Genomic DNA, 21,915 nt, shown 5'->3' with positions numbered 1-21,915 from the left:
CCGGCCGTTTCACCGGAGGATGTCATGGACGCATTACTGGCAACAGGCCGTCGGCAAATCACCGCTCTTGTGGATGCTGTCCTGCCGCCACTTTGCCCCGGTTGCAGCAAGCCCGTCGGCAAGCAGGGGCTGGTTTGCGGCCCCTGTTGGAGTCGTCTGAGTTTCATAGCCGAGCCGCTTTGTGCCGCCTGCGGCCTGCCCTTTGAATATGAGGCAGCAGAAGACAGTCTGTGCGGCCCCTGTCTGCAACAGATGCCGTCCTGCCAGCGGACCAGAAGCGCCGTCCAGTACAATGACGCCAGCCGTGAGATGATCCTGCGCTTCAAGCATGCCGATCACCTGCATGCCGCACCGATATTCTGCGAGTGGATGTCCCGGGCCGGCCGGCTCCTGCTCGAGGACTGCGACCTTGTCGTGCCTGTGCCCCTGCACCGTTGGCGGCTGTTTCATCGCCGCTACAACCAGGCCGCCTTGCTGGCCCGGCCACTGGCGGCACAGGCACCCCGGGGACAGCTGGCGGTGGACCTGTTGGAGCGAACGCGCAAGACGGCCTCGCAAGGCCAGATGACGCCGAGTGAACGGCAAAGGAATGTACGAGGTGCCTTCACAGTACGGGCCTCTGACAGGCAAAGGGTGTCGGGGGCGAACCTGTTGCTGGTCGATGACGTCTATACGACAGGAGCAACCCTGGAGGCCTGCGCCAGGACCCTGCTTCGAGCAGGTGCCGCCCGGGTCGAGGCGCTGACCCTGGCACGTGTGGTGAAGTCGGGTGCGTGAGGCAAGGTGCACGACAGGACTTTTTTCACTGTCATGGAACGGGCATCATGGCGATGTCGTTGTCTGTCTCTTGAGACGGGCCAGGACAGGATTAGATGTGACCGGATGCAAGGGTAAGGCGGACAGATGGCAGAGATCGAGATCTATTCTTCATTCATGTGCCCCTATTGTTACAGGGCCAAGAAACTCCTGGACAGCAAGGGGGCGCGCTATGAGGAGATCGATGTCTTCTCGGCACCCCGGCGGCGCGTGGAAATGACAGAACGTGCCGGCGGCAAGTCCAGCGTGCCACAGATCTTTATCGATGGCCTTCATGTCGGCGGCTGTGACGAGCTTTATGCGCTGGAGGCGGCGGGCCGGCTGGATCCGCTTCTGGAAGGACAGGCCGAGGAATGACGACCCCAGCCGGGGGAGGAGCCCCCTTCAAGGCCGGCTGCATCCAGATGACCGCCGGCACGGACTTGCAGGACAACATCGACCAGGCCTCGGTCTTGATCCGCAAGGCGGCCGAGCAGGGGGCGGACTTCGTCCTGACACCGGAGAACACCAGTTTCATGATTCCCGGCCACAGGAACATTCTGGCGAATGCCTTGCCCGAGGAAGGCCATCCCGCCCTGAATGCCTTTGCCAGCCTGGCAAGGGAACTGGATATCTGGCTGTTGCTGGGATCCCTGACAATAGATCCACGCAGCGCTGAGGAAGCGGCTGCTGGCCCGCCGGAACGCGTGGCCAATCGTTCGATTCTGCTGAGTCCCGGCGGTGAAATCGCGGCACGCTATGACAAGATCCACATGTTCGACGTGGATATTCCGGATGGTCAGACCTATCGCGAGTCGCGCACCTTCCGCCCCGGTAGGGAGGCCGTCACGGCCGAACTTCCCTGGGGCAGGCTGGGGATGAGCGTCTGTTATGACGTTCGCTTCGCCAACCTCTATCGCGGATTGGCCCGCGCCGGTGCCGATTTCATCTCCGTGCCGGCCGCGTTTACGCGCTTCACAGGCCAGGCGCACTGGCATGTGCTGTTGCGGGCGCGGGCGATCGAGACGGGGTGTTTCGTGCTGGCGCCGGCGCAATGCGGGACCCATGCCGAGAATCGCGAGACCTACGGTCATGCCCTGATCGTGGCGCCCTGGGGCGAGGTGCTGGCGGATGCGGGCCCTGAGCCAGGCGTCGTGGTGGCCGAAATCGATCCGGCCGAGGTGTCCAAGGCGCGCGGGATGGTGCCGGCGTTGAGTTACGAAAGTGAATTTTCCGGCCCAGCAGCCTGAAAGACTCCGGACGCGAATTCAGATGCCTTCACGGCGGGCGACAATGCGCTGGATGCAGGCGGGTCGCGGCTGTTCGAATTCGAGATCCTCGTAGGCCAGGATGCGCAAGCGACCGGCAAAGGCCTGCAGAAGTTCGCCGGGATTCAACAGGTGGTCCGGGCTGGAAGGCTTGCCAAAGCGTTCATTCCCCTTGGCAAAGGTTTCATAGATCAGCAGGCCGCCGGGCTCGACGGCTTCCAGAAGCGCTGGCAGGAGTGGTCGGTGCAGATAGTTCGTGACCACCACCGCACCGAAGCCGCGTCCTGCGAAGGGAGGCGGCGCATCCTGTTCGAGGTCGGCTTCGAAAATGGAAAGCCCCGGCCTGTCCTCCAGGTCGCGCAGTGCGCGGACGTCGCGGTCCACAGCCACGACGGGGTGGCCACGTCCCAGGAAATAGCGCGTATGCCGGCCGGCCCCAGCCGCAATGTCCAGGATGGGACGGCTCTCCGGCGCCAGGTACGCAAAACGGCAGACCCAGGCGGATGCCGGCTGGTCGGGGTTGCAGTGCGAGGCTTTACTTGTGTTCATTCGGATGCCATCTAGTGAAGCAGTAACAGTCTGCCTGACAAGGCCAGGAGCATGATTCTCTACTCTCTCAGATGCGAGCAAGCGCATCAATTCGATGTCTGGTTTCGCGACAGTTCCGCCTATGACCAACAGGTGTCCGAAGGCGTTGTGGTGTGTCCGCAGTGCGGCTCGCAGAAGGTGGAGAAGGCGATCATGGCACCGCGTCTGTCCAAGGGCGGCAGCGAGGAACCCGTGACGGAAGCGCCCGAGGCCGAAGGGCAGCAGGTGCCTGCAGAGAAGACTGGGGAACCGGCGACTCCTGCCCCTGAGGGGGCTCAGGAACTTCAGCAGAAGCCGCCCAGTGAGGCCGAGGTGCGCCAGGCACTGCGAAGCCTGCGCCAGTACGTTGAGGCGAACAGCGACTACGTGGGTTCATCCTTTGCCGAAGAGGCCCGGCGCATCCACAACGAGGAAGCGCCCGAGCGCAATATCTATGGAGAAACCACGCCCGAGGAGGCCGAGGAACTGGAAGAAGAGGGTGTTCCTTTCGCCCGTGTGCCCTGGGTTTCCCGTGAGGATGCGTGAGACTTTGCGCCGTCAGCGCAGCTTCTGGCCATAAAGCAGGTAGTTGACCTCAAGGTCGCGCCGCGAAAGGCGCCAGCTGTCGTTCAACGGGTTGTAGACCATGCCGGCCAGGTCCCGGACTTCCATGTTCGATTGACGCAGTTGCCGTGTTACTTCCGAAGGGCGCAGGAAACGCTTCCAGTCATGGGTGCCACGCGGCAGCCAGCGCAGCAGGTATTCCGCACCGACGATCGCCAGCATGAAGGACTTGGTCGTACGATTGAGGGTCGAGAGGAAAAAGGCACCGTCCTTGTCCAGCAGACTGGCGCAGGCATCGAGAAAGGCCGGCACGTCGGCCACATGTTCGACGATCTCCATGGCCAGGACAATGTCGAAGACCTCTCCGGTCTCCGCCAGGTTTTCGGCAGCGATGCAGCGGTAATCGATCTCCAGCCCGCATTGTTCGGCGTGAAGGCGTGCCACGGCGATGTTCTTTTCGGACGCATCGATGCCGGTCACCTGCGCTCCCAGACGAGCCAGCGGTTCGCACAGCAGGCCGCCGCCGCAGCCGATGTCCAGGACCCGCAGGCCCTTCAGGGGTGTGAGTTCTCTGGGGTCACGCTGGAAGTGCGTGCAAGCCTGTTCGCGAATGTAGGACAGACGCGTCGGGTTCTGGCGATGGAGCGGGGCGAAATCGCCCTGCTCGTCCCACCAGGCCTCCGCCATGGCGGAGAACTTGTCGATCTCGGAGGGATCGACGGTCGAACTGGAATGGCCCCTGCTCATGACTGGCTCCGGAGAAGAATCTGCGTGTGCGCTTGCGTGCGGTTATGCGGATCAAGTATGGATAGCGCGTGTCCGCTCGGCAACCGCATGGTTGACCGGTACTGACGGTTTTCTTCCCGACAAGGTTAGTGAACACGATGGCTTGCATCGTCATGAAATTCGGCGGCACCTCGGTCGCCGACATCGATAAAATAAGGCATGTTGCCGGACGGGTGAAGCGCGAGGTCGACGCCGGCAACGCGGTTGCCGTGGTGGTTTCGGCCATGGCTGGTGTGACCAACCAGCTGGTGGAACATACGCGTTCGGCCGCCCGTTTGTATGATCTGCGCGAGTATGATGCGATTGTCTCGTCGGGAGAGAACGTCACGGCCGGCCTGCTGTCCATTATCCTGCAGGACATGGGAATAGCCGCGCGATCCTGGCAGGGCTGGCAGATCCCCGTGATCACGGACGAGGCTCATGGTTCTGCGCGCATTGTCGAGATACAAGGAGAGGAATTGCAGCGCCGGTTGGAGAGCGGCGAGGTTGCCGTGGTCGCGGGTTTCCAGGGATTGGAGCCGAGCCGCAATCGCATTACTACCCTGGGACGCGGCGGTTCCGACACCTCTGCCGTGGCGTTGGCCGCGGCCCTGAAGGCCGATCGCTGTGATATCTATACGGATGTCGATGGGGTGTACACCAGCGACCCGCGCATCGTGAAAGGTGCCCGCAAGCTGGACAAGGTGACCTATGAAGAGATGCTGGAAATGGCATCCCAGGGCGCCAAGGTGCTGCAGACCCGGTCCGTCGAGATGGCCATGAAATATCATGTCCCCGTTCAGGTGCGCTCCACCTTCGAGGACAAACCCGGTACGCTGGTGGTAGATGAGGAAGAGATCGTGGAAAAGGCAGTAGTCAGCGGAGTAACCTATAGCCGGGACGAGGCAAAGATCACCTTGCGCAACGTCCCGGACCGCCCCGGTGTCGCGGCGTCGATCTTCGGCCCTCTGGCCGACTCGGCCATCAATGTTGATATGATTGTCCAGAACATATCGCCGGATACGAAGACCACCGACATGACCTTCACGGTTGGCCGCACAGACCTGGACCGGACGGTCCAGGTCCTGGAAAGCAACCGCGAGGACCTGGGCTTCGCCGATCTGGTGGCCGAGGAAGGTGTCGTGAAGGTGTCCGTGATCGGTGTCGGGATGCGCAGCCATACAGGCGTGGCGCAGCAGATGTTCCAGGCATTGGCCTCGCGGGGCATCAACATACAGGTGATCACCACCTCCGAGATCAAGATCAGTGTCCTGATCGACGAGGCGTATCTTGAGCTGGCCTTGCGCAGCCTGCACACAGCTTATGGCCTCGACGTAACCTGAGGCCCTAAGCCTTCAAAGCAGGTAGAGTCTGGCCGGAAAAGCGGGAGTCGGATCGATGCCACCGCAGTCAACCGGTTGGGGAGGTTCGCGCAGACTGTTGCGGCAGGTGCGCGATCTCATGCAGAGCGGCGGCCATTGGCAGGACCGCCTGGACAGGCTCGTGCGCCTGATCGCCAGCGACATGGTGGCCGAGGTCTGTTCGCTCTACGTGATGCGGGCCGGCGAGGTTCTGGAGCTGTTTGCCACCTGGGGACTGCGTCCCGAAGCTGTTCACCGCACACGCCTGCGCATGGGTGAGGGCATTGTCGGCGAGGTCGCCTTGACGGGGCGTGCCCTGTCTCTTCCGGATGCCCAGGAACATCCCAACTTTGCCTACCGCCCCGAGACCGGCGAGGAAGTCTATCACTCCATGCTGGGCGTGCCCCTCCTGCGTGAGGGCCGCGTCATCGGCGTACTGGCGGTGCAGAACAAGACACGGCGCAGCTATACAGAAGACGAGATCGAAACTCTCGAGATCGTCGCCATGGTGCTGGTCGAGTTGATCGGGGCCGCCGGCCTGATCGGAGAGGATGAGGAGCGGCATACCGACAGCACCACCAGCCTGCCCCTGCGCCTGAGCGGAATCGCGCTGCACGAGGGGGTGGCCATGGGCGAGGCCGTGCCCCACGAGCGCGGTATCGTCATCAAGCAGGTCGTGGCCGAGGATGTGAACAGCGAACTCGAACGCCTCGATCGCTCCCTGCATGAGATGCTGGGAGCGCTGGACAACTTGCTCGAGCGCAGTGAGCTGGCGGAATCCGGGGAACACCGGGAGGTGCTGGAAACCTATCGCATGTTCGCCGCCGATCGCGGCTGGATCGAGCGCCTACGCGAGGCCGTACGTGGCGGCCTGACCGCCGAGGCGGCCGTCCAGCGCGTACAGAAGGACATGCGTACGCGCATGTCGAAGGTGCGCGATCCTTATATCCGCGAGCGTTATGCGGACATGGAGGATCTCGGCAACCGCCTGCTGCACCACCTGCTGGGGGCCGAGGGCTCGGCCGAGGCGGGCGACCTGCCCGAGGAAATGATCCTGGTGGCGCGCACGCTGGGGCCGGCGGAACTGCTTGACTATGATCCGCAGCGCTTGAAGGGCGTGGTGCTCGAGGATGGCGGCCCGACGGCCCACGTTGCGATCGTGGCGCGTGCCATGGGGATCCCCATGCTGGGGCGCTGTCCGGATCTGCTGAAGCTGGTGCGGGCGGGCGATTTCATGATCGTGGACGGCGATCATGGCCAGGTCCTTCTGCGCCCGCGCTTGAGTGTGCGCGAACATTTTGCCGATGCGATCGAGGTGCGCGACCAGCGTCGCGCCGCCTTCGCCAGCAACCGGGATCTGCCACCGGAAACCCGGGATGGGCGGCGGATCAGCCTTATGGTCAATGCGGGCCTGTTGATGGACATTTCCCAGGCGCATGATTGCGGCGCCGAAGGCATCGGCCTCTACCGCACCGAGGTGCCCTTCATGGTGCGTGAGGCCTTCCCCGATGTGCCCACCCAGGTGGATTTCTATGACCGGGTGCTGAGCCTGGCCGAGGACAAGCCGGTTACCTTTCGCACGCTGGATATCGGTGGTGACAAGGCGCTGCCCTATTGGAGCGGCACGCCGGACGAGAACCCTGTCATGGGATGGCGCGCCATTCGGATTGGCCTGGACCGGCCGGCCATGCTGCGGCGCCAGTTGCGTGCGCTGTTGCGCGCGGCCGAGAATCGGCATTTGCGGCTGATGTTCCCGATGGTCAGTGACGTCAGCGAGTTGACCCGTGCGCGCAACCTGCTGGACCGAGAGATGGAGCGGCACCTGAAAGAAGGGGGCCGCGAACCGTCGCGCCTGGAGGTGGGCGCCATGCTGGAGGTTCCAGCCCTGGTCTGGCAGCTGCCGGCATTGTTTGCGCGCAGCGACTTCGTTTCGGTGGGCAGCAACGACCTGTTCCAGTTCTTCTTTGCCAGCGACCGCGGCAATCCGCGCCTGGCCCGGCGTTACGATGTGCTGTCTCCGCCGGCCCTGAATTTCATGAGAAGTCTGATGCAGCAGGCCCACGCGGCTGGGGCACAGGTCTCGCTCTGCGGCGAAATGGCGGGCCACCCGCTGGAAGCCCTGGCGGCGTTGGGTTGCGGATTTCGTATCCTGTCCATGCCGCCGGCTGCCGTCGGGCAGATCCGAACCATGATCCGCAGCCTGGATCTTTGTGAATTGGAGAATTTCGTCGACGAGCTGATCCAGCGACCTGATCACAGCGTGCGCGAATTGCTGCGCGGCTATGCCATAGACCATGGTATTTCAATCTGATGGTATTTCACTATGATTAAGGCATTTGCTGTTCACTGCAGGTATTTGTTAAAAGGCAGACTGAAGAGACGTGACTTATCTGACCGGGACATTTGGAAAACTGCCCCGGCCGGCCTCTTTGAACCTATGCGAGGCGGGCATCCCGTCTGTCTCCGAAAGATGCGGTTGCAATAAGCACTCATGGCGCAGAACGACGGTATGCGAGGACCTTCCGCTTATCCTGAATATGACGACGGCGGTTGGCAGTATTATGAACCCGGTGTCTCCGACACACTGAGGCAGGTGCGTGAGTCGCAGGAACTTGAACTGCGGGATGTAAGCAAGGAACTGCGCATCCGCTATGACTACCTGTTGGCCATAGAGGAGGCGCGCTACCACGATCTTCCCGGCACGACCTATGCCATTGGTTTCGTGCGCAGCTATGCAGACTACCTGGGGCTCGACTCCGACGACATGGTCCAGCGTTTCAAGGCCGAGGTGCGCGACCTGGCGGCAGCCGAGCAAAATCTCAGCTTCCCGGCCCCCAAGCCCGAAGGGCGTATCCCCGGGGTGGCCCTGGTCCTGATCTCGGTCCTGTTGATCGCTCTTGTCTATGGCGCCTGGTATTTCTGGGACGATCAGGGACGGCCCTATGTGGAATTGCTTCCGGGAGTCTCCGAAGAGGAGGGGCTTGGTGCTGAGGACGGCGTGGACAGTGCTGTTTCCAGCGAGGAAGAGTTGGCCACGACCCAGGATTTTGAAGATGGCATGGACGATGGCGCTCAAGGGAGCCTTGAAGGCGAAAACGATGTCTCTCCGAGTGCGGAGACCAGCGAGAGCGAAGAGCCAGTCGAGGGTGGGACGGAACGCGATGTGGCCGCCACGGCCACTCAGGACGAGGCGGGAGATAGCGAAAGCGAAGTGCCGCCGGCGCCTGACAGCCTGACCGAAGCCGATAGGGAAGAATCTGCGACCCAGGAACCGGCCCAGGACACCACAGAGACGGCTGACCTGGCGAGCGAAACGCAGACAGACGACTTTACAACAGAAACGCAGGACGAAACGAACGCTCTTGGCACGGGTCAGGACATACCGGATACGCCGGAGGACGAAGCGAGCCCGGCGGAGGTCGAAGCCGAGAGCAGTGAGCAAGAGGCGGACGGCACGATCCCCGATCTTCCCGGATCCGAAGAAGAAACAGATGAAGACACGCCAGCCGAAACCGGGCCAGGCCGGGTTTACGGTGAAGACAATGAAGGCGCGCGGATCGTCCTTGAAGCGACATCGGACAGCTGGGTACAGATCCGGGATGCCGGTGGCGAATTGGTCTTCACCCGTGTCCTGCGGGCCGGCGAAAGCTACCTGGTTCCGGACGAGGAGGGCATGACCCTTCTGACCGGAAATGCGGGGGGACTGGATATTCGTGTGGATGGAGACACGATCCCCTCCCTGGGCGGCATGGGAACGGTGCGCAGGGACGTGCCATTGGACCCGCAGCAGTTATCGTCGGGTGCCCTGCAGCAGTGAGAGCGACCTGCCTGGAGGCCTGACCGCCTGCTGAGGTGGTGGCCTTGAAGTTGGTGCAGCAGAAGGGCATCTTGCAGGCATGATGTCTTCTGTCCTGACAGCCACGGGAGCCGGCCGATCATGAGCGTGCGGCCCTATCGCGATATACATAGACGCAAGTCCCGACAGATCCATGTTGGCAATGTGCCTGTAGGCGGTGACGCGCCCATTACCGTGCAGTCGATGACGAACACGGCCACGACCGATGTGGCGGCCACGATCGAGCAGATCCGCCAGCTGGAAGTGGCGGGTGCGGATATCGTGCGTGTGTCCTGTCCCGATGCGGAGTCCTCCGCTGCCCTGAGCGAGATCGTGCCGGAAGTGACGGTGCCCATCGTCGCCGACATTCATTTCCACTACAAACGTGCGATCGAGGCGGCTGAGAATGGGGCCGCCTGCCTGCGATTCAATCCAGGAAACATCGGCTCCCAGGAACGTGTGCGCGAGGTCGTGCGTGCGGCACGTGATAATGGCTGTTCCATTCGCATCGGCGTCAATGCCGGGTCGCTGGAGCGCTCGCTGCTGGAGCGCTATGGCGAGCCCTGTCCCGAGGCGATGGTGGAAAGCGCGCTCAATCATTCAAAGGCCCTGGAGGACGAGGATTTCCTGGAGTTCAAGATCTCCTGCAAGGCTTCGGACAATTTCCTGGCCGTCGCCGCCTATCAGCAGCTGGCCGAGGCAACCGATGCGCCGCTGCATATCGGAATCACCGAAGCGGGCGGCCTGCGCGGCGGCACGGTCAAGTCATCGGTCGGGCTGGGCATGCTGCTCTGGTCCGGCATAGGCGACACCCTGCGTGTCTCCCTGTCGGCCGATCCCGTCGAAGAAGTGAAGGTTGGCTTCGAGCTTCTGAAATCGCTGAACCTGCGGCACAGGGGTGTGAACGTCATTTCCTGCCCCTCTTGTGCGCGCCAGCAGTTCGACGTCATCAAGACGGTCGAGGTGCTGGAGGAACGTCTGGCGCATATCACCACGCCCATGACCGTCTCGGTGATCGGCTGCGTCGTGAATGGGCCGGGTGAGGCCACCATGACCGACATCGGTTTCACAGGTGGCGGGCGCGGCACCCACCAGGTCTATATCCAGGGGCTGCCCGATCATCGCCTGAAGGATGGCGACATTGTTGACCATCTGGTCGAGCTGGTGGAAAAGAAGGCCGCCGAGATCGAGGCAGGCAAGCAGCAGGCCGCTGCCGAATAACGCCTGCCTGGTTTTCGGCAGGAACGTCCGACCCATCGACTGAAATCAGGAAAAAATCGTGTCGACCCTGCAGCCTGTACGCGGAACTCATGATCTTCTGCCCGAGGAGATGCGCCGTCATCGTGCCGTGATCGAACGGGCACGGGGTGTTGCCGAACGCTATGGCTTCGAGGAAATCGCGACCCCGGTGTTCGAATTCACCGATGTCTTCAAGCGCACCTTGGGCGATACATCGGACATCGTGACGAAGGAGATGTACAGCTTCTCGCTGAAGGAAGGCGAGGAGATCACCCTGCGTCCGGAGAACACGGCCGGAGTGGCGCGTGCGCTCATTTCCAACGGCCTTCACCAGAGCCTGCCGCTCAAGTATTTCTATGCCGGACCGATGTTCCGGCACGAGCGGCCGCAGAAGGGCCGCCAGCGCCAGTTCCACCAGATCGGTGTCGAGTTGCTGGGCGCACCTCAGCCCCAGGCCGATATCGAGGTGATCGCGCTGGGCCGGCATATACTGGAGGAATTGGGTATTCTGCAGGACACAGTGCTCGAGCTGAACACGCTGGGCGACCCCGAAAGCCGAACTGCCTATCGTGCTGCCCTGGTCGAGTATTTCCAGCAGCATGAATCCCACCTGAGTGAGGACAGCCGCGCGCGCCTGACGCGCAACCCCTTGCGCATCCTGGATTCCAAGGACGAAGGCGACCGCAGGGTCGTGGCGGATGCGCCGGCCTTCGAGGACTATCTGAATGAAACAAGCCGAAACTTCTTTGCCGAGGTGCGGCGCGGGCTGGATGAGCTTGGCATCCCCTACCAGTTGAACAGCCGGCTCGTCCGCGGACTGGATTACTATACGCATACGGCCTTCGAGTTCACGAGCGACCGGTTGGGCGCACAGAGTGCTGTCCTGGCCGGCGGGCGTTATGATGGCTTGATCGAAACCATGGGTGGTCCCGCAACACCGGGCATCGGCTGGGCCGCCGGGATCGAGCGTCTGGCCATGCTGGTCCAGGATGTGACGCCGGCCGCGCGCCCGGTGGCCGTGATCCCCGTGGGTGAGGCCGCCGCTGTCCAGGCTCTGAAGTTGACCCAGGAATTGCGTCACCGTGGCTATGTGGTCGAGCTGGGCTATTCCGGGAATCTGAAGAAACGCATGAAACGCGCCAACCAGATGCAGGCGCGTGCGGCCATCATGATGGGGGAGGATGAATTGAAGGCCGGTCAGGTCACCTTGCGTGACCTCGACAGTGGCGAACAGGAATCGCTGGCACTGGAGTCCTTGCCGGCGCGCCTGGAAACGCTTTACTGAGAAAAGCCCGGCATGATGGTGTTGCCTTTTCTGCTAGCATGAGCGGATGCCGAATGACCTGATCCTTTGCGGCCTGAGCCATCGTTGCGTGAGCGGCGCGCTGCGCGAACAGCTGTTCCTGGAAAACGCGCAACGCCAGCGTGGCTTGGCCGAACTCTCGGCCTTCGGCCTGCAGCAGGTCCTGTTGCTTTCCACCTGTGATCGTCTGGAAGTGCTGGCGGTTTCCGAATCCGGCGCGTCGGTGGAGGACGGCCTGTTGTCCATGATCGCCGATTGGATTGGTGTACCAGGGGATCTGGTCCGCAACAGCGCATACAGCCTAAGGGGATCCGATGCCCTGCATCATTTCTTTGCCGTGACGGCGGCACTGGAAAGCCAGGTCATCGGTGAGCCTCATGTCCTGGGACAGGTGAAGGAAAGCCACCGTCAATCCGAAGCCATGGGCCTGAGCGGTCCAAACCTGGAGCATGTCCTGCAGGCGTCCTACCGGATGGCCAAGCGTGTGCGCAATGAAACCAGCCTGGCGCAACGCCCGGCAACGCTAGCGGCTTCGGCCCTGCGTGTGGCACGGGATCTCTATGGACGTCTGGATTCGCGGCGCCTGCTGTTGATCGGCTCAGGCGAGATGGGTGAAGTCCTGGCGGCCGAATTCCGCGCGGCTGGTCTGGAGCACATACAGGTGGTCCAGCGCAGGCCGGCACTGGCCCGGGCGGCCTCGGAGCGTCTGGGCGGGCATTACCTGGATTGGACGGAATGGGAAGCGCACCTGGAGCGCGTGGATATCCTGCTGCTGGCCCATGGCAGTGGCCAGTTCCTAATGGAGCGGGGGCAGGCAGAGCACTTGCTGAAACAGCGTCGCCGCCGGCCGTTGCTGTTCCTTGATACAGGGGTGCCGCGTGATATAGAGCCGGACGTCAACGACGTGGAGGGGGCTTTTGTCTATGACCTGCAGGATCTGGAGCATCGCGCCCGTGCAGGCCAGCAGGCGCGCGAGGAAGCGGCTGGCCGGGCCTGGGAGATCCTGGCTGAGGAACTGGACAACTACAGTCGGGAAGCACAGCTGGGCGGTGTGGATTCGCCGCTGGTTGCCCTGCGCCGGCATTGCGAGGAGCTACGCGCCGAAGTTCTGGCGGATGGAAAGCTTGACGCAGAGGCCGCAACGCGCTTGTTGCTGAACCGGCTTTTGCACGCGCCATCCCGGACGTTGAGGAAGATGTCTTCCGAAAGCCCGGATGCGCAGGCCGAAGCCGAACGATTTCTGAAACAGCTTTTCCGGATCGAAACCGGAAAGGGGAAGAACGACAGGTGAGACTGGACGAGAATCTGAAGCAGGTTGCTGCCCGCCATCGCGAGCTGACCGCCCTGCTGAGCGACCATCCCGACCCTGGGTCCGAGGCCTATACAAAGCTGTTGCGCGAGTTTCACGAGCTGACGCCGCTTGTGGAGAAGATGGACAGCCTGGAGGCCCAGCGACAGGAACTGTCTGACCTGGAAAGCCTGCGACAGGATACAGAGGCTGAACGCGAGATGCGCGATTTGGCCGAGCAGGAATACCACGCCCTGCGCGAGTCCATCGAGCAGGCCGAGCATGAGCTGATGATGATGCTCGTGCCCAAGGACAGCGATGACAATCGCAACGTCATTCTGGAAGTCCGTGCCGGAACAGGAGGGGACGAGGCGGCGCTGTTTGCGGGCGAGCTTTTCCGCATGTATCAGCGGTACGCCGACAGCCAGGGCTGGCGATTCGAGACGCTCGACTACACCGAGACCGAGATTGGCGGCCTGAAAGAGGCCAGTGCCTCGATTTCCGGTCAGAATGTCTACAGCCGATTGAAGTTCGAATCCGGTGTTCATCGTGTTCAGCGTGTGCCGGTTACCGAATCGGGCGGGCGGATTCACACCTCGGCCGCGACCGTTGCGGTCCTGCCCGAGGCTGAGGAGGTGGACGTGCAGGTCGAGGACAAGGATTTGCGCGTGGACACCTTTCGCTCCCAGGGTGCGGGTGGCCAGCATGTGAACACGACCGATTCGGCCGTGCGCATCACGCACATGCCCAGCGGCATCGTGGTGCAGTGCCAGGACGAGAAGTCCCAGCACAAGAATCGCCTGAAGGCCATGAAGGTCCTGCGCGCCCGGCTTTACGACAATATGCGCCAGGAGCAGCAGGATGCCGAGGCTGCGGCACGACGGCAGCAGGTTGGCTCTGGCGATCGCTCGGAGCGGATTCGCACCTACAATTTCCCCCAGGGGCGCGTGACCGACCACCGCATCAACCTGACCCTTTACAAGCTGGACAAGGTCATTACGGGGGAAGCCCTGGGCGAAGTGATCGATACGCTGATCCACGAGGATCAGGCGGCCCGTCTGGCCGATTTCCAGTGACCCGGGCCGGGATCCTGATGGACCAGGCCGTACGTGCGCTGCGGCAGGCGGGCCTGGACAGCCCGCGCCGCGAAGCCCGCCTGTTGCTATCGGGCGTGATGGGTCTGCCTTCCGGCCACTTGCTGGCCTATCCCGAGCTGGATGTCGCGTCAGGCGATCATGCGCGTTTCGAAGACGCCTTGGTACGTCGGGTGCAAGGCGAGCCGCTCTCGCGCATTCTGGGCCGGCGGGAGTTCTGGTCTCAGGACTTCGAGATCACCCCGGACGTCCTTGATCCACGCCCTGACAGTGAAACCCTGATCGAAGGAGTTCTGGCGCGTGCGGGTGGAGTGTGCGATGAGTTGTCTGTACTGGATCTTGGTACAGGAAGCGGATGCCTGCTTCTGTCGCTTCTTCACGAGTTGCCGCTGGCATGGGGGCTGGGTACGGATCTAAGCTTGGCCGCGCTGCAGGTGGCGGGACGCAATGCCCAGCGTCTGGGGTTGGCAGAACGAAGCCGTTTCCTCTGTGCCGATTGGGGCGCAAGTTTGCAGGGGCGTTTTGACGTGATCGTCTGCAACCCCCCCTATATCGCTGAAGGGGAAAGGGATGTACTGTCGATCGCTGTGGCGGAACATGATCCTGCCGCTGCACTGTTTGCGGGAAGGGATGGGCTTGCGGCCTACCGCGTACTTGCGCGGCAGTTGCCGCGCCTGCTCGAGCCGGAGGGCACGGCGGCTCTCGAGATTGGCCATGAACAGGCTGATGACGTATTCGAACTGTTTCATGCGGCGGGTGCCGGTTCGGTCGAATTGCTCACAGATCTTGGAGGCCGTTCGCGGTGCTTGATGCTTTCGGCCTTCGCATCCGTGGAATAAGGAGAAAAAAAGGTTGGAAAGTCCTAGCGAGGGCGATAGTGTGGTGCCGAAGCTGATCGGGTCCGGCGCCGAGGCGCCGAGCATCAGGGTAGTAATCCCGAGACGTTCAATAGACATCAGAGTTGAACTGTCTTTCCCGGATTGTCGAGGACATCGGGAATGAATGATCCGCTCGTGCAAAAACAATATCCGACATGTGACGTAACGCATCGATGAGACAAGGTAACAATCAACGGCGGGGCCGCGGACGCTCCGGGCGCCGCTCCAATGTGCCGCTTCGCGCACAGACCTTTGAAAGCGCAGGGCCGGAAGGCCGTGTGCGGGGCAACCCGACTCAGGTCTATGAGAAGTACATGCAGTTGGCCCGGGATACCCAGGCTGCGGGAGACCGCGTGCTGGCCGAATCCTTCCAGCAGCATGCCGAGCACTACTACCGAATCCTGAACGAGAGCATGGATCCGGGTCAGCAGCGCACCCAGCCGCGCCACGACAACAATGGTGGCGATGATGCGGACAATGGGGACGGTGACTCTGATCAGGGGGATTCACGCGACAGCCAGGACAACGGCGGTGGGCGCAACGGCAATAACCGTCGCGGCAATGGACGCAGTCGTTCCGAGCGTGCGGCAAGTGCCGCGCAGGAGGATGGCTCTGCGGATACGGCCGGTGACGATGACCAGTCTGGTTCCGGCCAGTCCGACGAGAACGCTGGCGGGGACAGTGCGCCGCGATCGCGCCGCAAGCCAGCTGCCAGAAGCCGGCGCAACAACAACTCCGAGACAGCAGACGCTGCGGGCCAGGGTGCCGGCAACGGTGATCAGCCAGACAGCCCGGCTGAATCGGATGAAAAGACCGAAAGCGATAAGGCGAGCAGTTCAAGTCGCGGGACGGGCGCACGACGTGGCCGTCCGCGCAAGAAACCCGAAGCTTCCACTGATTCAGGCAATTCAGAGTCAGCCAAGTCGGATGGCGGCAATGATGAAGAGGCCGGTTTGTTGAAGATCCTGGGCGAATCGCCACGGGACGGGAATGGCGACAAACAGAGCCAGGAGAACAGCGGTGAAGGTGGCGATCAGCAAGCGGAAGCGCCCAAGCCGCGCCGCCGGCGGACAAAGCCGAAGAGCGAAGAGCCCAGTGGGGATTCCGGTCTCGTGACCTCCTGATCAGGCGCTCCGGCAAACCATTCCAAAGGACCGTTTCCCAGGTGAGTGAAACGGTCCTTTTCCGTTTGGGACTGTTGGAAAAAGTCTCTTACTGGGTGAAGGGCAGCAGGCGATCGCCTTGCTGGATGCGGCCGCCCTCCAGGACGGTAAGCTGCACTCCAACCTGTTGATGCATGAAGCCCTTGCGCATCAGCAGTGGCAGATTGATGTCGCGCTGCGCTTCGCGCGGATTGACGTTTGCACTGCTCGAGCAGTCCAGAGGGGCCGTAACCTGAAGGACGGCCTCCCCCAGCCGGAAGCGGCTGCCGTTCCAATCCCTTTCTTCCCAGGCTCTGGCGCCTTCGATCCAGAGGTTGGCCCGCAGACGGGCCGGATCAAGTTTCTGGCGCGCCACGCGTTCTATATCGCTCAAGGAGGCCAGGTTGATCAGGGAGACCCAGTCGCTTGGCGCCAGGGCTTCCTCGCTGTCGATGAGGCGGGGCAGGCCGCGGCGGCTATCCCCCAGGAAATCTGCGAAGAACTGGCTGATGAGGCTGCGCCCCAAGGGCGTGTCCACCCGAGCCTGGGCGAGGGGGCGCTCCTGCCCGCTGCGCAGCAGCTGAAGGGTTTGGTTATCATCATCGTATCGGGCTTCCAGCTTTGCCAGGCGTTCCTCGTTCTCGAGATCCAGGATGCTGATCGCGGCGGGGGGGATGTGATGGGGCAGACTGTAACCTGCCGAGCCCCTGGCCAGAGAAAAGAGGCGGTCCCCGATCAGTCCCTTGCTGGATGACAGCCGCGCCGACTCCAGGCTCTGGGCCTTCAGTCCCTTGATCGGGTAACGGTTGATGGTGGCAAGCGATATGGTCATGGATCCGGCCGGCTGACAGCGTGTGAAAACAATTCAACCGCTGGCGGTTCCTGCAATCAAGCCTGCAGTCAAATAATTTTTTCTGTATATGATAATGAATTGCAGTTGCGTTGGGCGGGGGAACTTTACTATGCTCCGCCCCGTTGTTTGCGACCGATCGTCTCAAGGCTTCTTCGAACCGGGGCGATCTCGGGCGTAGGCATCGATCTCTCCTGACCCTGCCCCCGCACAGTCTTCTGTTGCGGGGGCTTTTTTTGTAAACCCGAAGTCTTGTGGCGTTTTTGCAACGCACCATATATCTCAAGAGCGGTTGTTTTCCGCCAGATAGGCGCATGCCTCCGAAGAGGGTGCGAAATAGCAACAGAATCATCTGCGGGCTTGATAAGACGCAGAAGAGGAGAGTTTCAACATGGATCCAGAAAAATATACGGAACGCGCGCGCGGTTTTCTGCAGGCCGCCCAGACCCTGGCCCTGCGCCGCGGGCATCAGCGACTGACACCCGAACACCTCCTGAAAACTCTTCTGGACGACGAGGAAGGTTTGGCAGCCAACCTGATGACGCAGGCCGGTGGTGATCCGCGCCTGGCGCTCAAGCATGTCGAGGAGGCCCTGGAGAAGCAGCCCAAGGTCGAAGGCTCGGGGGCAGGCCAGGTTTACCTGACCCCGGAACTGGCACGCGTGTTCGAGCAGGCCGAGAAACTTTCGGAAAAGGCCGGTGACAGCTTCGTTACCAGTGAACGTTTGCTGCAGGCCTTGTGCATGGAGAAGGGCGCAGCGGCCGCCAAGGCATTCGAGGCCGCGGGCGTGACGCCGCAGGCGCTGAACAAGGCGATCGAGGAGATGCGCAAGGGCCGTACCGCGGACTCTGCCAGCGCAGAGGACAGCTATGATGCGCTGAAGAAATATGCCCGGGACCTGACCCAGGCGGCCCGGGACAACAAGCTGGACCCGGTGATCGGTCGTGATGAGGAAATTCGACGGACCATCCAGGTCCTCTCGCGCCGGACCAAGAACAATCCTGTCCTGATCGGCGAGCCTGGTGTTGGCAAGACCGCGATTGCGGAAGGTCTGGCGTTGCGCATCGTCAATGGGGACGTTCCCGAAGGCCTGAAACGCAAGCGCCTGATGTCCCTGGACCTCGGTTCCATGGTGGCCGGGGCGAAATATCGGGGCGAGTTCGAGGAGCGGCTGAAAGGCGTCCTGCAGGAAATTTCTGCCGCAGAGGGGGAGATCATCGTCTTCATCGACGAGTTGCACACCCTGATCGGTGCCGGCAAGACGGAAGGCGCGATGGACGCCTCGAACATGCTGAAGCCGGCGCTGGCCCGCGGCGACCTGCATTGTGTCGGCGCCACCACGCTGGACGAGTATCGCAAGTACATCGAGAAGGATGCGGCCCTGGCCCGGCGCTTCCAGCCGGTCTTCATCTCGGAACCCAGTGTGGAGGATACCGTTTCGATCCTGCGCGGACTGAAGGAGAAGTACGAGGTGCACCACGGGGTGCGAATCAGCGACTCGTCCCTGGTGACGGCCGCCAATTTGTCCAACCGCTACATCACTGATCGCTTCCTGCCCGACAAGGCCATCGACCTGGTGGACGAATCGGCCAGCCGCCTGCGCATGGAAGTGGATTCCAAGCCCGAGGAACTGGACGAGCTGGACCGGCGCATCATCCAGCTGAAGATCGAGCAAACGGCCCTGCGCAAGGAGAAGGACAAGGCCTCCCAGGACCGGCTCGAGCGCCTGGAGGAAGAGCTGTCCGATCTGGAGCGCCAGTCTGCTGAGCTGACCGAGCGCTGGCAGAAGGAGAAGGGCAAGCTGGCGTCGGCCCAGAAGCTGAAGGAGCAGCTGGAGCAGGCGCGCCAGGAGGTCGAGACGGCCCAGCGGCGCGGCGACCTGGAGCGTGTGGCTGAGCTGCGCTACGCCATCGTCCCCGAACTGGAGGCCAAGCTGGCCAAGTCGGAAGAGGTGCCCGAGGAACATATCCTGGAAGAAGAGGTGACCCCCGAGCACATTGCCTCGGTGGTATCGCGCTGGACCGGGATTCCCGTGGACAAGATGCTGGAAGGCGAGCGCGAGAAGCTGTTGCAGATGGAATCTGCCCTGCGGGGTCGCGTGATCGGACAGGAAGAGGCCGTGACCGCAGTCTCGCATGCCGTGCGGCGTGCGCGGGCCGGCTTGCAGGATCCCAATCGCCCCATCGGCTCCTTCCTCTTCCTGGGGCCGACCGGCGTGGGCAAGACCGAGCTGACCAAGGCGTTGGCGTCATTCCTGTTCGACGATGAAACGGCCCTGCTGCGCCTCGACATGTCCGAATACATGGAGAAACACGCGGTGGCGCGCATGATCGGCGCACCGCCCGGCTATGTCGGCTATGAGGAAGGCGGGGCGCTAACCGAAGCCGTCCGCCGTCGTCCCTATCAGGTGATCCTGTTCGACGAGGTGGAGAAGGCGCACCCGGATGTCTTCAATATCCTGCTGCAGGTATTGGACGACGGCCGTCTGACCGATGGCCAGGGCCGTCATGTGGATTTCCGCAACACCCTGATCATCCTGACTTCGAATCTGGGGGCCGATATCCTGGCCGCCCAGACGCCGGGCGAGGATAGCCCGGGGGTGCGGGAGCAGGTCATGGAAGTTGTGCGTGGGGCCTTCAGGCCAGAATTCCTGAACCGCCTGGATGAAATCCTGCTGTTCCACCGCCTGAGTCGCGAACAGCTGACCGGGATCGTGGATATCCAGTTGGCACATCTGGAGCAGTTGCTGGCGGAACGAAAGATCACGCTGGATGTGGATCAGGAGGCGCGGGAATGGCTGGCGAATGCCGGCTACGACCCGGTCTATGGTGCACGTCCGCTGAAGCGGGTCATTCAGAAGGAACTGCAGAACCCCTTGGCGGAACAGATTCTGCAGGGCAACGTGGCGGACGGCGACACCGTGAAGATTCGCAGCAGCGAAGCGGGTTTGACCATAAACGGAGAGCCCGCTCAGGCCGCAGCCGCCTGATCCACCTTCATCGTTGTTTCAGGAAGCGGAAGAGGGGCCTTCAGCAGGAAGGCTCCTCTCCTTTCTTGACGCTCTCGGCATCCACTTCACATTCAGCACGGACGGCCAACTGGGTCGAGGTGTTGATGTCACGACGACGCAGGTCGATGGCATTCTGGTGCGACTTGAAGTCCTCGAGTTCGCTTCCCGCCAGCTTGCGGCCCGTCGGCAATTTGATGTTCGTGGGATTGACGTGTGCGCCGTCCTGCAGGATTTCGTAATGCAGGTGTGGACCGGTCGAACGGCCGGTGCTGCCCACATAACCAATGATATCGCCCTGCTCGACCCGAGCGCCGGAGGAAATGCCCTTGGCAAAGCCGTTCATGTGGGCATAGGCCGTCTGGTACGAATTGTTGTGGCGGATGCGCACATAGTTGCCGTAGCTGCTGAAAGGGCCGGCCCGTTCGATGACGCCATCCCCGGCTGCATAGATCGGCGTGCCGGTTGGGGCCGCGAAGTCGATGCCCTTGTGCATCTTGGTATACCCTTGGGTCGGGTGGCGCCGCATGCCATAGCCCGAACTGACCCGGGCACCGTCGACCGGCGTCTTCATCAGGCCCTTGCGTACCGACTGGCCTTCTCTGTTGAAGAAATCGACGTCCCCGTCGGCCGTTTCATATCGGTAGTAGGAGAGGTCTTCGCCGCCGGTCTTCAGCGAGATGTAGAGAATCTCGCCGGTCTTGACGATCTCGCCCTTGTCGTTGGTGTAGCTTTCATACAGCAGTTCGAAGGCATCGCCCTTCTGGAGATCGCGCTGGAAATCCACATCGAAGCTGAGGGTGCGCACGGCGTCCGACAGGATATTGTAGGGCACCTGTTCCTTGCTCGCCGCCTCGAACAGGCTCGTGGTGATGGTTCCCTTTGCGCCGGCATCCACCATGTCGAAGGTGCGCTCATGCGTCAGAGCGGCATAGGACTTGTCCTCGGTCTTCTTGACATGGACCTCTTCCTCGACACTGGGGCTCAGGCTCAGCGATACGAACTCAGGCTCGCTTGCCGAGGTGTCGATTGTATAGAGCCCGAGATTCTCATGACGGAAGGCAAGCTTGACCTCCTGCCCCACGCGCAGGTCGCGGGGGCTGAAGACATCCTTCAGGGCTTCGATAACCTGGTAGGCTTCCTGCTGGTTGAGTCCCGTCTCGGTCAGAAGCTTGGTCAGGGTGTCGCCACTTTGAACCGTGACGGTACGGGTCTGCATCGGCGAGTCCACCACGTCCTCTTCCTGGCCGACCAGGCTGGACATGTAGACGACCTGCTGGAAGGGGTCGATGTTCTTTTCAAGGTCTGCGGGAGGGGAAGGCGGATTCGGGCGGCTGCCGACATCCGTAATAAGGCTGAATGTGCCAAGTGCTAGTGTAAGTGCTGTCGTGCCGGCGAGAAGGGGCAGGCGCCAGTTTCTGGTTTGCCTGCGTGTTTTCGTCCTGCCGTTGTTCATGCGGCCCTGTGCTCCCCGAATCTGAATCGACCCCGCTTCAGCGCTGTCCTGGAGGAGACTGGCTGACTCCTGATGCGGGAGGTATGTCTGTCAGGCATGGCCCCTGCCTTAGCCCTGCAAGGGACAATGTCCGGGCGGATTATGAATGTCAATGGTTAATGCTTTGATAAAGCTCTCCGACTCCCCGCTCAAGTTGCTGTGAATCATGGATTCTGAGTCCAGGTTGCAGCCTTTGCGGCAGTGGAATGGAAACCATTTTGCGGCTGCGAAAGAAATTCGTAACAAAGGGTTTGACAGTCCCCGGGCAGTGGGGCTATACCCCGCCACCTCAGCGCAGCAACGGCCTCGGCCGGCACGCTGCAGAGGCCCTCGAAAACGGATTTCTTTTTTCCGTCCCCGACGGGGCCTCGGCTCTTTGACATTGTAGTTAGATATTGGAAGGGATACGCGGACGGCGGTTTTGTGCTTTGGTTGCATGGGCCGTTATTTGTTTGGCGTATCCT

General features: G+C 61.9%; 18 protein-coding genes. 14 read left to right on the top strand and 4 right to left on the bottom strand.

What is annotated here, in order from left to right:
• Positions 1 to 24 precede the first annotated feature (24 nt).
• The 3 genes from G502_RS0100390 to G502_RS0100380 all read left to right on the top strand — a co-directional run bounded on the left by G502_RS0100390 (position 25) and on the right by G502_RS0100380 (position 2,045).
• Complete coding sequence (locus G502_RS0100390; protein WP_022726685.1) at positions 25 to 777, top strand: ComF family protein; 753 nt, start codon at positions 25 to 27, stop codon at positions 775 to 777.
• 126 nt (positions 778 to 903) lie between these two features.
• On the top strand, positions 904 to 1,173 hold the full coding sequence (gene grxC / locus G502_RS0100385; protein WP_022726684.1) for a glutaredoxin 3: 270 nt from the start codon (positions 904 to 906) through the stop codon (positions 1,171 to 1,173).
• Complete coding sequence (locus tag G502_RS0100380; RefSeq protein ID WP_022726683.1) at positions 1,170 to 2,045, top strand: carbon-nitrogen hydrolase family protein; 876 nt, start codon at positions 1,170 to 1,172, stop codon at positions 2,043 to 2,045. Before grxC ends, G502_RS0100380 begins: the two co-directional genes overlap by 4 nt.
• Before the next feature lie 18 nt (positions 2,046 to 2,063).
• Here the strand turns inward: G502_RS0100380 and G502_RS0100375 are convergent, their stop codons facing one another.
• Positions 2,064 to 2,612, bottom strand: coding sequence for a class I SAM-dependent methyltransferase (locus tag G502_RS0100375; RefSeq protein ID WP_022726682.1), 549 nt, complete (start codon positions 2,610 to 2,612; stop codon positions 2,064 to 2,066).
• 51 nt (positions 2,613 to 2,663) lie between these two features.
• Here G502_RS0100375 and G502_RS0100370 point away from each other — a divergent pair, with 51 nt between their 5' ends.
• Positions 2,664 to 3,176: a DUF1178 family protein gene (locus G502_RS0100370; RefSeq protein ID WP_022726681.1), complete on the top strand. Its 513-nt coding sequence runs from the start codon at positions 2,664 to 2,666 to the stop codon at positions 3,174 to 3,176.
• A gap of 12 nt (positions 3,177 to 3,188) precedes the next feature.
• Here the strand turns inward: G502_RS0100370 and ubiG are convergent, their stop codons facing one another.
• The gene (ubiG, locus tag G502_RS0100365; protein WP_022726680.1) at positions 3,189 to 3,941 is read right to left on the bottom strand and encodes a bifunctional 2-polyprenyl-6-hydroxyphenol methylase/3-demethylubiquinol 3-O-methyltransferase UbiG; all 753 of its coding nucleotides are present in this window, start codon (positions 3,939 to 3,941) and stop codon (positions 3,189 to 3,191) included.
• A gap of 137 nt (positions 3,942 to 4,078) precedes the next feature.
• Here ubiG and G502_RS0100360 point away from each other — a divergent pair, with 137 nt between their 5' ends.
• The 9 genes from G502_RS0100360 to G502_RS17940 all read left to right on the top strand — a co-directional run bounded on the left by G502_RS0100360 (position 4,079) and on the right by G502_RS17940 (position 16,081).
• The gene (locus G502_RS0100360) at positions 4,079 to 5,302 is read left to right on the top strand and encodes an aspartate kinase (RefSeq protein ID WP_022726679.1); all 1,224 of its coding nucleotides are present in this window, start codon (positions 4,079 to 4,081) and stop codon (positions 5,300 to 5,302) included.
• 55 nt (positions 5,303 to 5,357) lie between these two features.
• Positions 5,358 to 7,631: a phosphoenolpyruvate--protein phosphotransferase gene (gene ptsP / locus G502_RS0100355; RefSeq protein ID WP_022726678.1), complete on the top strand. Its 2,274-nt coding sequence runs from the start codon at positions 5,358 to 5,360 to the stop codon at positions 7,629 to 7,631.
• A gap of 180 nt (positions 7,632 to 7,811) precedes the next feature.
• The gene (locus G502_RS0100350; protein WP_022726677.1) at positions 7,812 to 9,137 is read left to right on the top strand and encodes a RodZ domain-containing protein; all 1,326 of its coding nucleotides are present in this window, start codon (positions 7,812 to 7,814) and stop codon (positions 9,135 to 9,137) included.
• 120 nt (positions 9,138 to 9,257) lie between these two features.
• Positions 9,258 to 10,376: a flavodoxin-dependent (E)-4-hydroxy-3-methylbut-2-enyl-diphosphate synthase gene (ispG, locus tag G502_RS0100345; RefSeq protein WP_022726676.1), complete on the top strand. Its 1,119-nt coding sequence runs from the start codon at positions 9,258 to 9,260 to the stop codon at positions 10,374 to 10,376.
• Between the two features lie 58 nt (positions 10,377 to 10,434).
• Complete coding sequence (gene hisS, locus G502_RS0100340) at positions 10,435 to 11,679, top strand: histidine--tRNA ligase (RefSeq protein WP_022726675.1); 1,245 nt, start codon at positions 10,435 to 10,437, stop codon at positions 11,677 to 11,679.
• Positions 11,680 to 11,725: 46 nt separating this feature from the next.
• Entirely contained in the window at positions 11,726 to 12,988 is a 1,263-nt protein-coding gene (gene hemA, locus G502_RS0100335; protein ID WP_022726674.1) for a glutamyl-tRNA reductase, read from the top strand.
• Positions 12,985 to 14,061 carry a peptide chain release factor 1 gene (gene prfA, locus G502_RS0100330; protein WP_022726673.1) on the top strand — a complete coding sequence of 359 codons (1,077 nt, stop codon included), beginning with the start codon at positions 12,985 to 12,987 and terminating at the stop codon, positions 14,059 to 14,061. Before hemA ends, prfA begins: the two co-directional genes overlap by 4 nt.
• A complete protein-coding gene (gene prmC, locus G502_RS0100325) occupies positions 14,058 to 14,918 on the top strand; it encodes a peptide chain release factor N(5)-glutamine methyltransferase (protein ID WP_022726672.1) in 861 nt (286 codons plus the stop codon). The genes prfA and prmC overlap by 4 nt, the downstream gene beginning before the upstream one ends.
• Positions 14,919 to 15,130: 212 nt before the next feature.
• The gene (locus G502_RS17940) at positions 15,131 to 16,081 is read left to right on the top strand and encodes a DUF4167 domain-containing protein (protein ID WP_081649612.1); all 951 of its coding nucleotides are present in this window, start codon (positions 15,131 to 15,133) and stop codon (positions 16,079 to 16,081) included.
• A gap of 88 nt (positions 16,082 to 16,169) precedes the next feature.
• On the opposite strand, the gene G502_RS0100315 is transcribed toward G502_RS17940, so the two are convergent.
• Positions 16,170 to 16,931 (bottom strand): MOSC domain-containing protein, encoded by a 762-nt coding sequence (locus tag G502_RS0100315; RefSeq protein ID WP_022726670.1) that lies wholly within the window; start codon positions 16,929 to 16,931, stop codon positions 16,170 to 16,172.
• 409 nt (positions 16,932 to 17,340) lie between these two features.
• Here G502_RS0100315 and clpB point away from each other — a divergent pair, with 409 nt between their 5' ends.
• Complete coding sequence (gene clpB, locus G502_RS0100310; RefSeq protein ID WP_022726669.1) at positions 17,341 to 19,938, top strand: ATP-dependent chaperone ClpB; 2,598 nt, start codon at positions 17,341 to 17,343, stop codon at positions 19,936 to 19,938.
• Between the two features lie 40 nt (positions 19,939 to 19,978).
• Here clpB and G502_RS17935 read toward each other — a convergent pair whose 3' ends face one another.
• Positions 19,979 to 21,412: a M23 family metallopeptidase gene (locus tag G502_RS17935; protein ID WP_022726668.1), complete on the bottom strand. Its 1,434-nt coding sequence runs from the start codon at positions 21,410 to 21,412 to the stop codon at positions 19,979 to 19,981.
• Between the last annotated feature and the right edge of the window lie 503 nt (positions 21,413 to 21,915).

The organism is Fodinicurvata sediminis DSM 21159 (genome assembly GCF_000420625.1).
Lineage (GTDB): Bacteria > Pseudomonadota > Alphaproteobacteria > Kiloniellales > DSM-21159 > Fodinicurvata > Fodinicurvata sediminis.
Note: the sequence above shows the minus strand (reverse complement) of the source record. Positions and strands in the feature narration are given on the sequence as shown.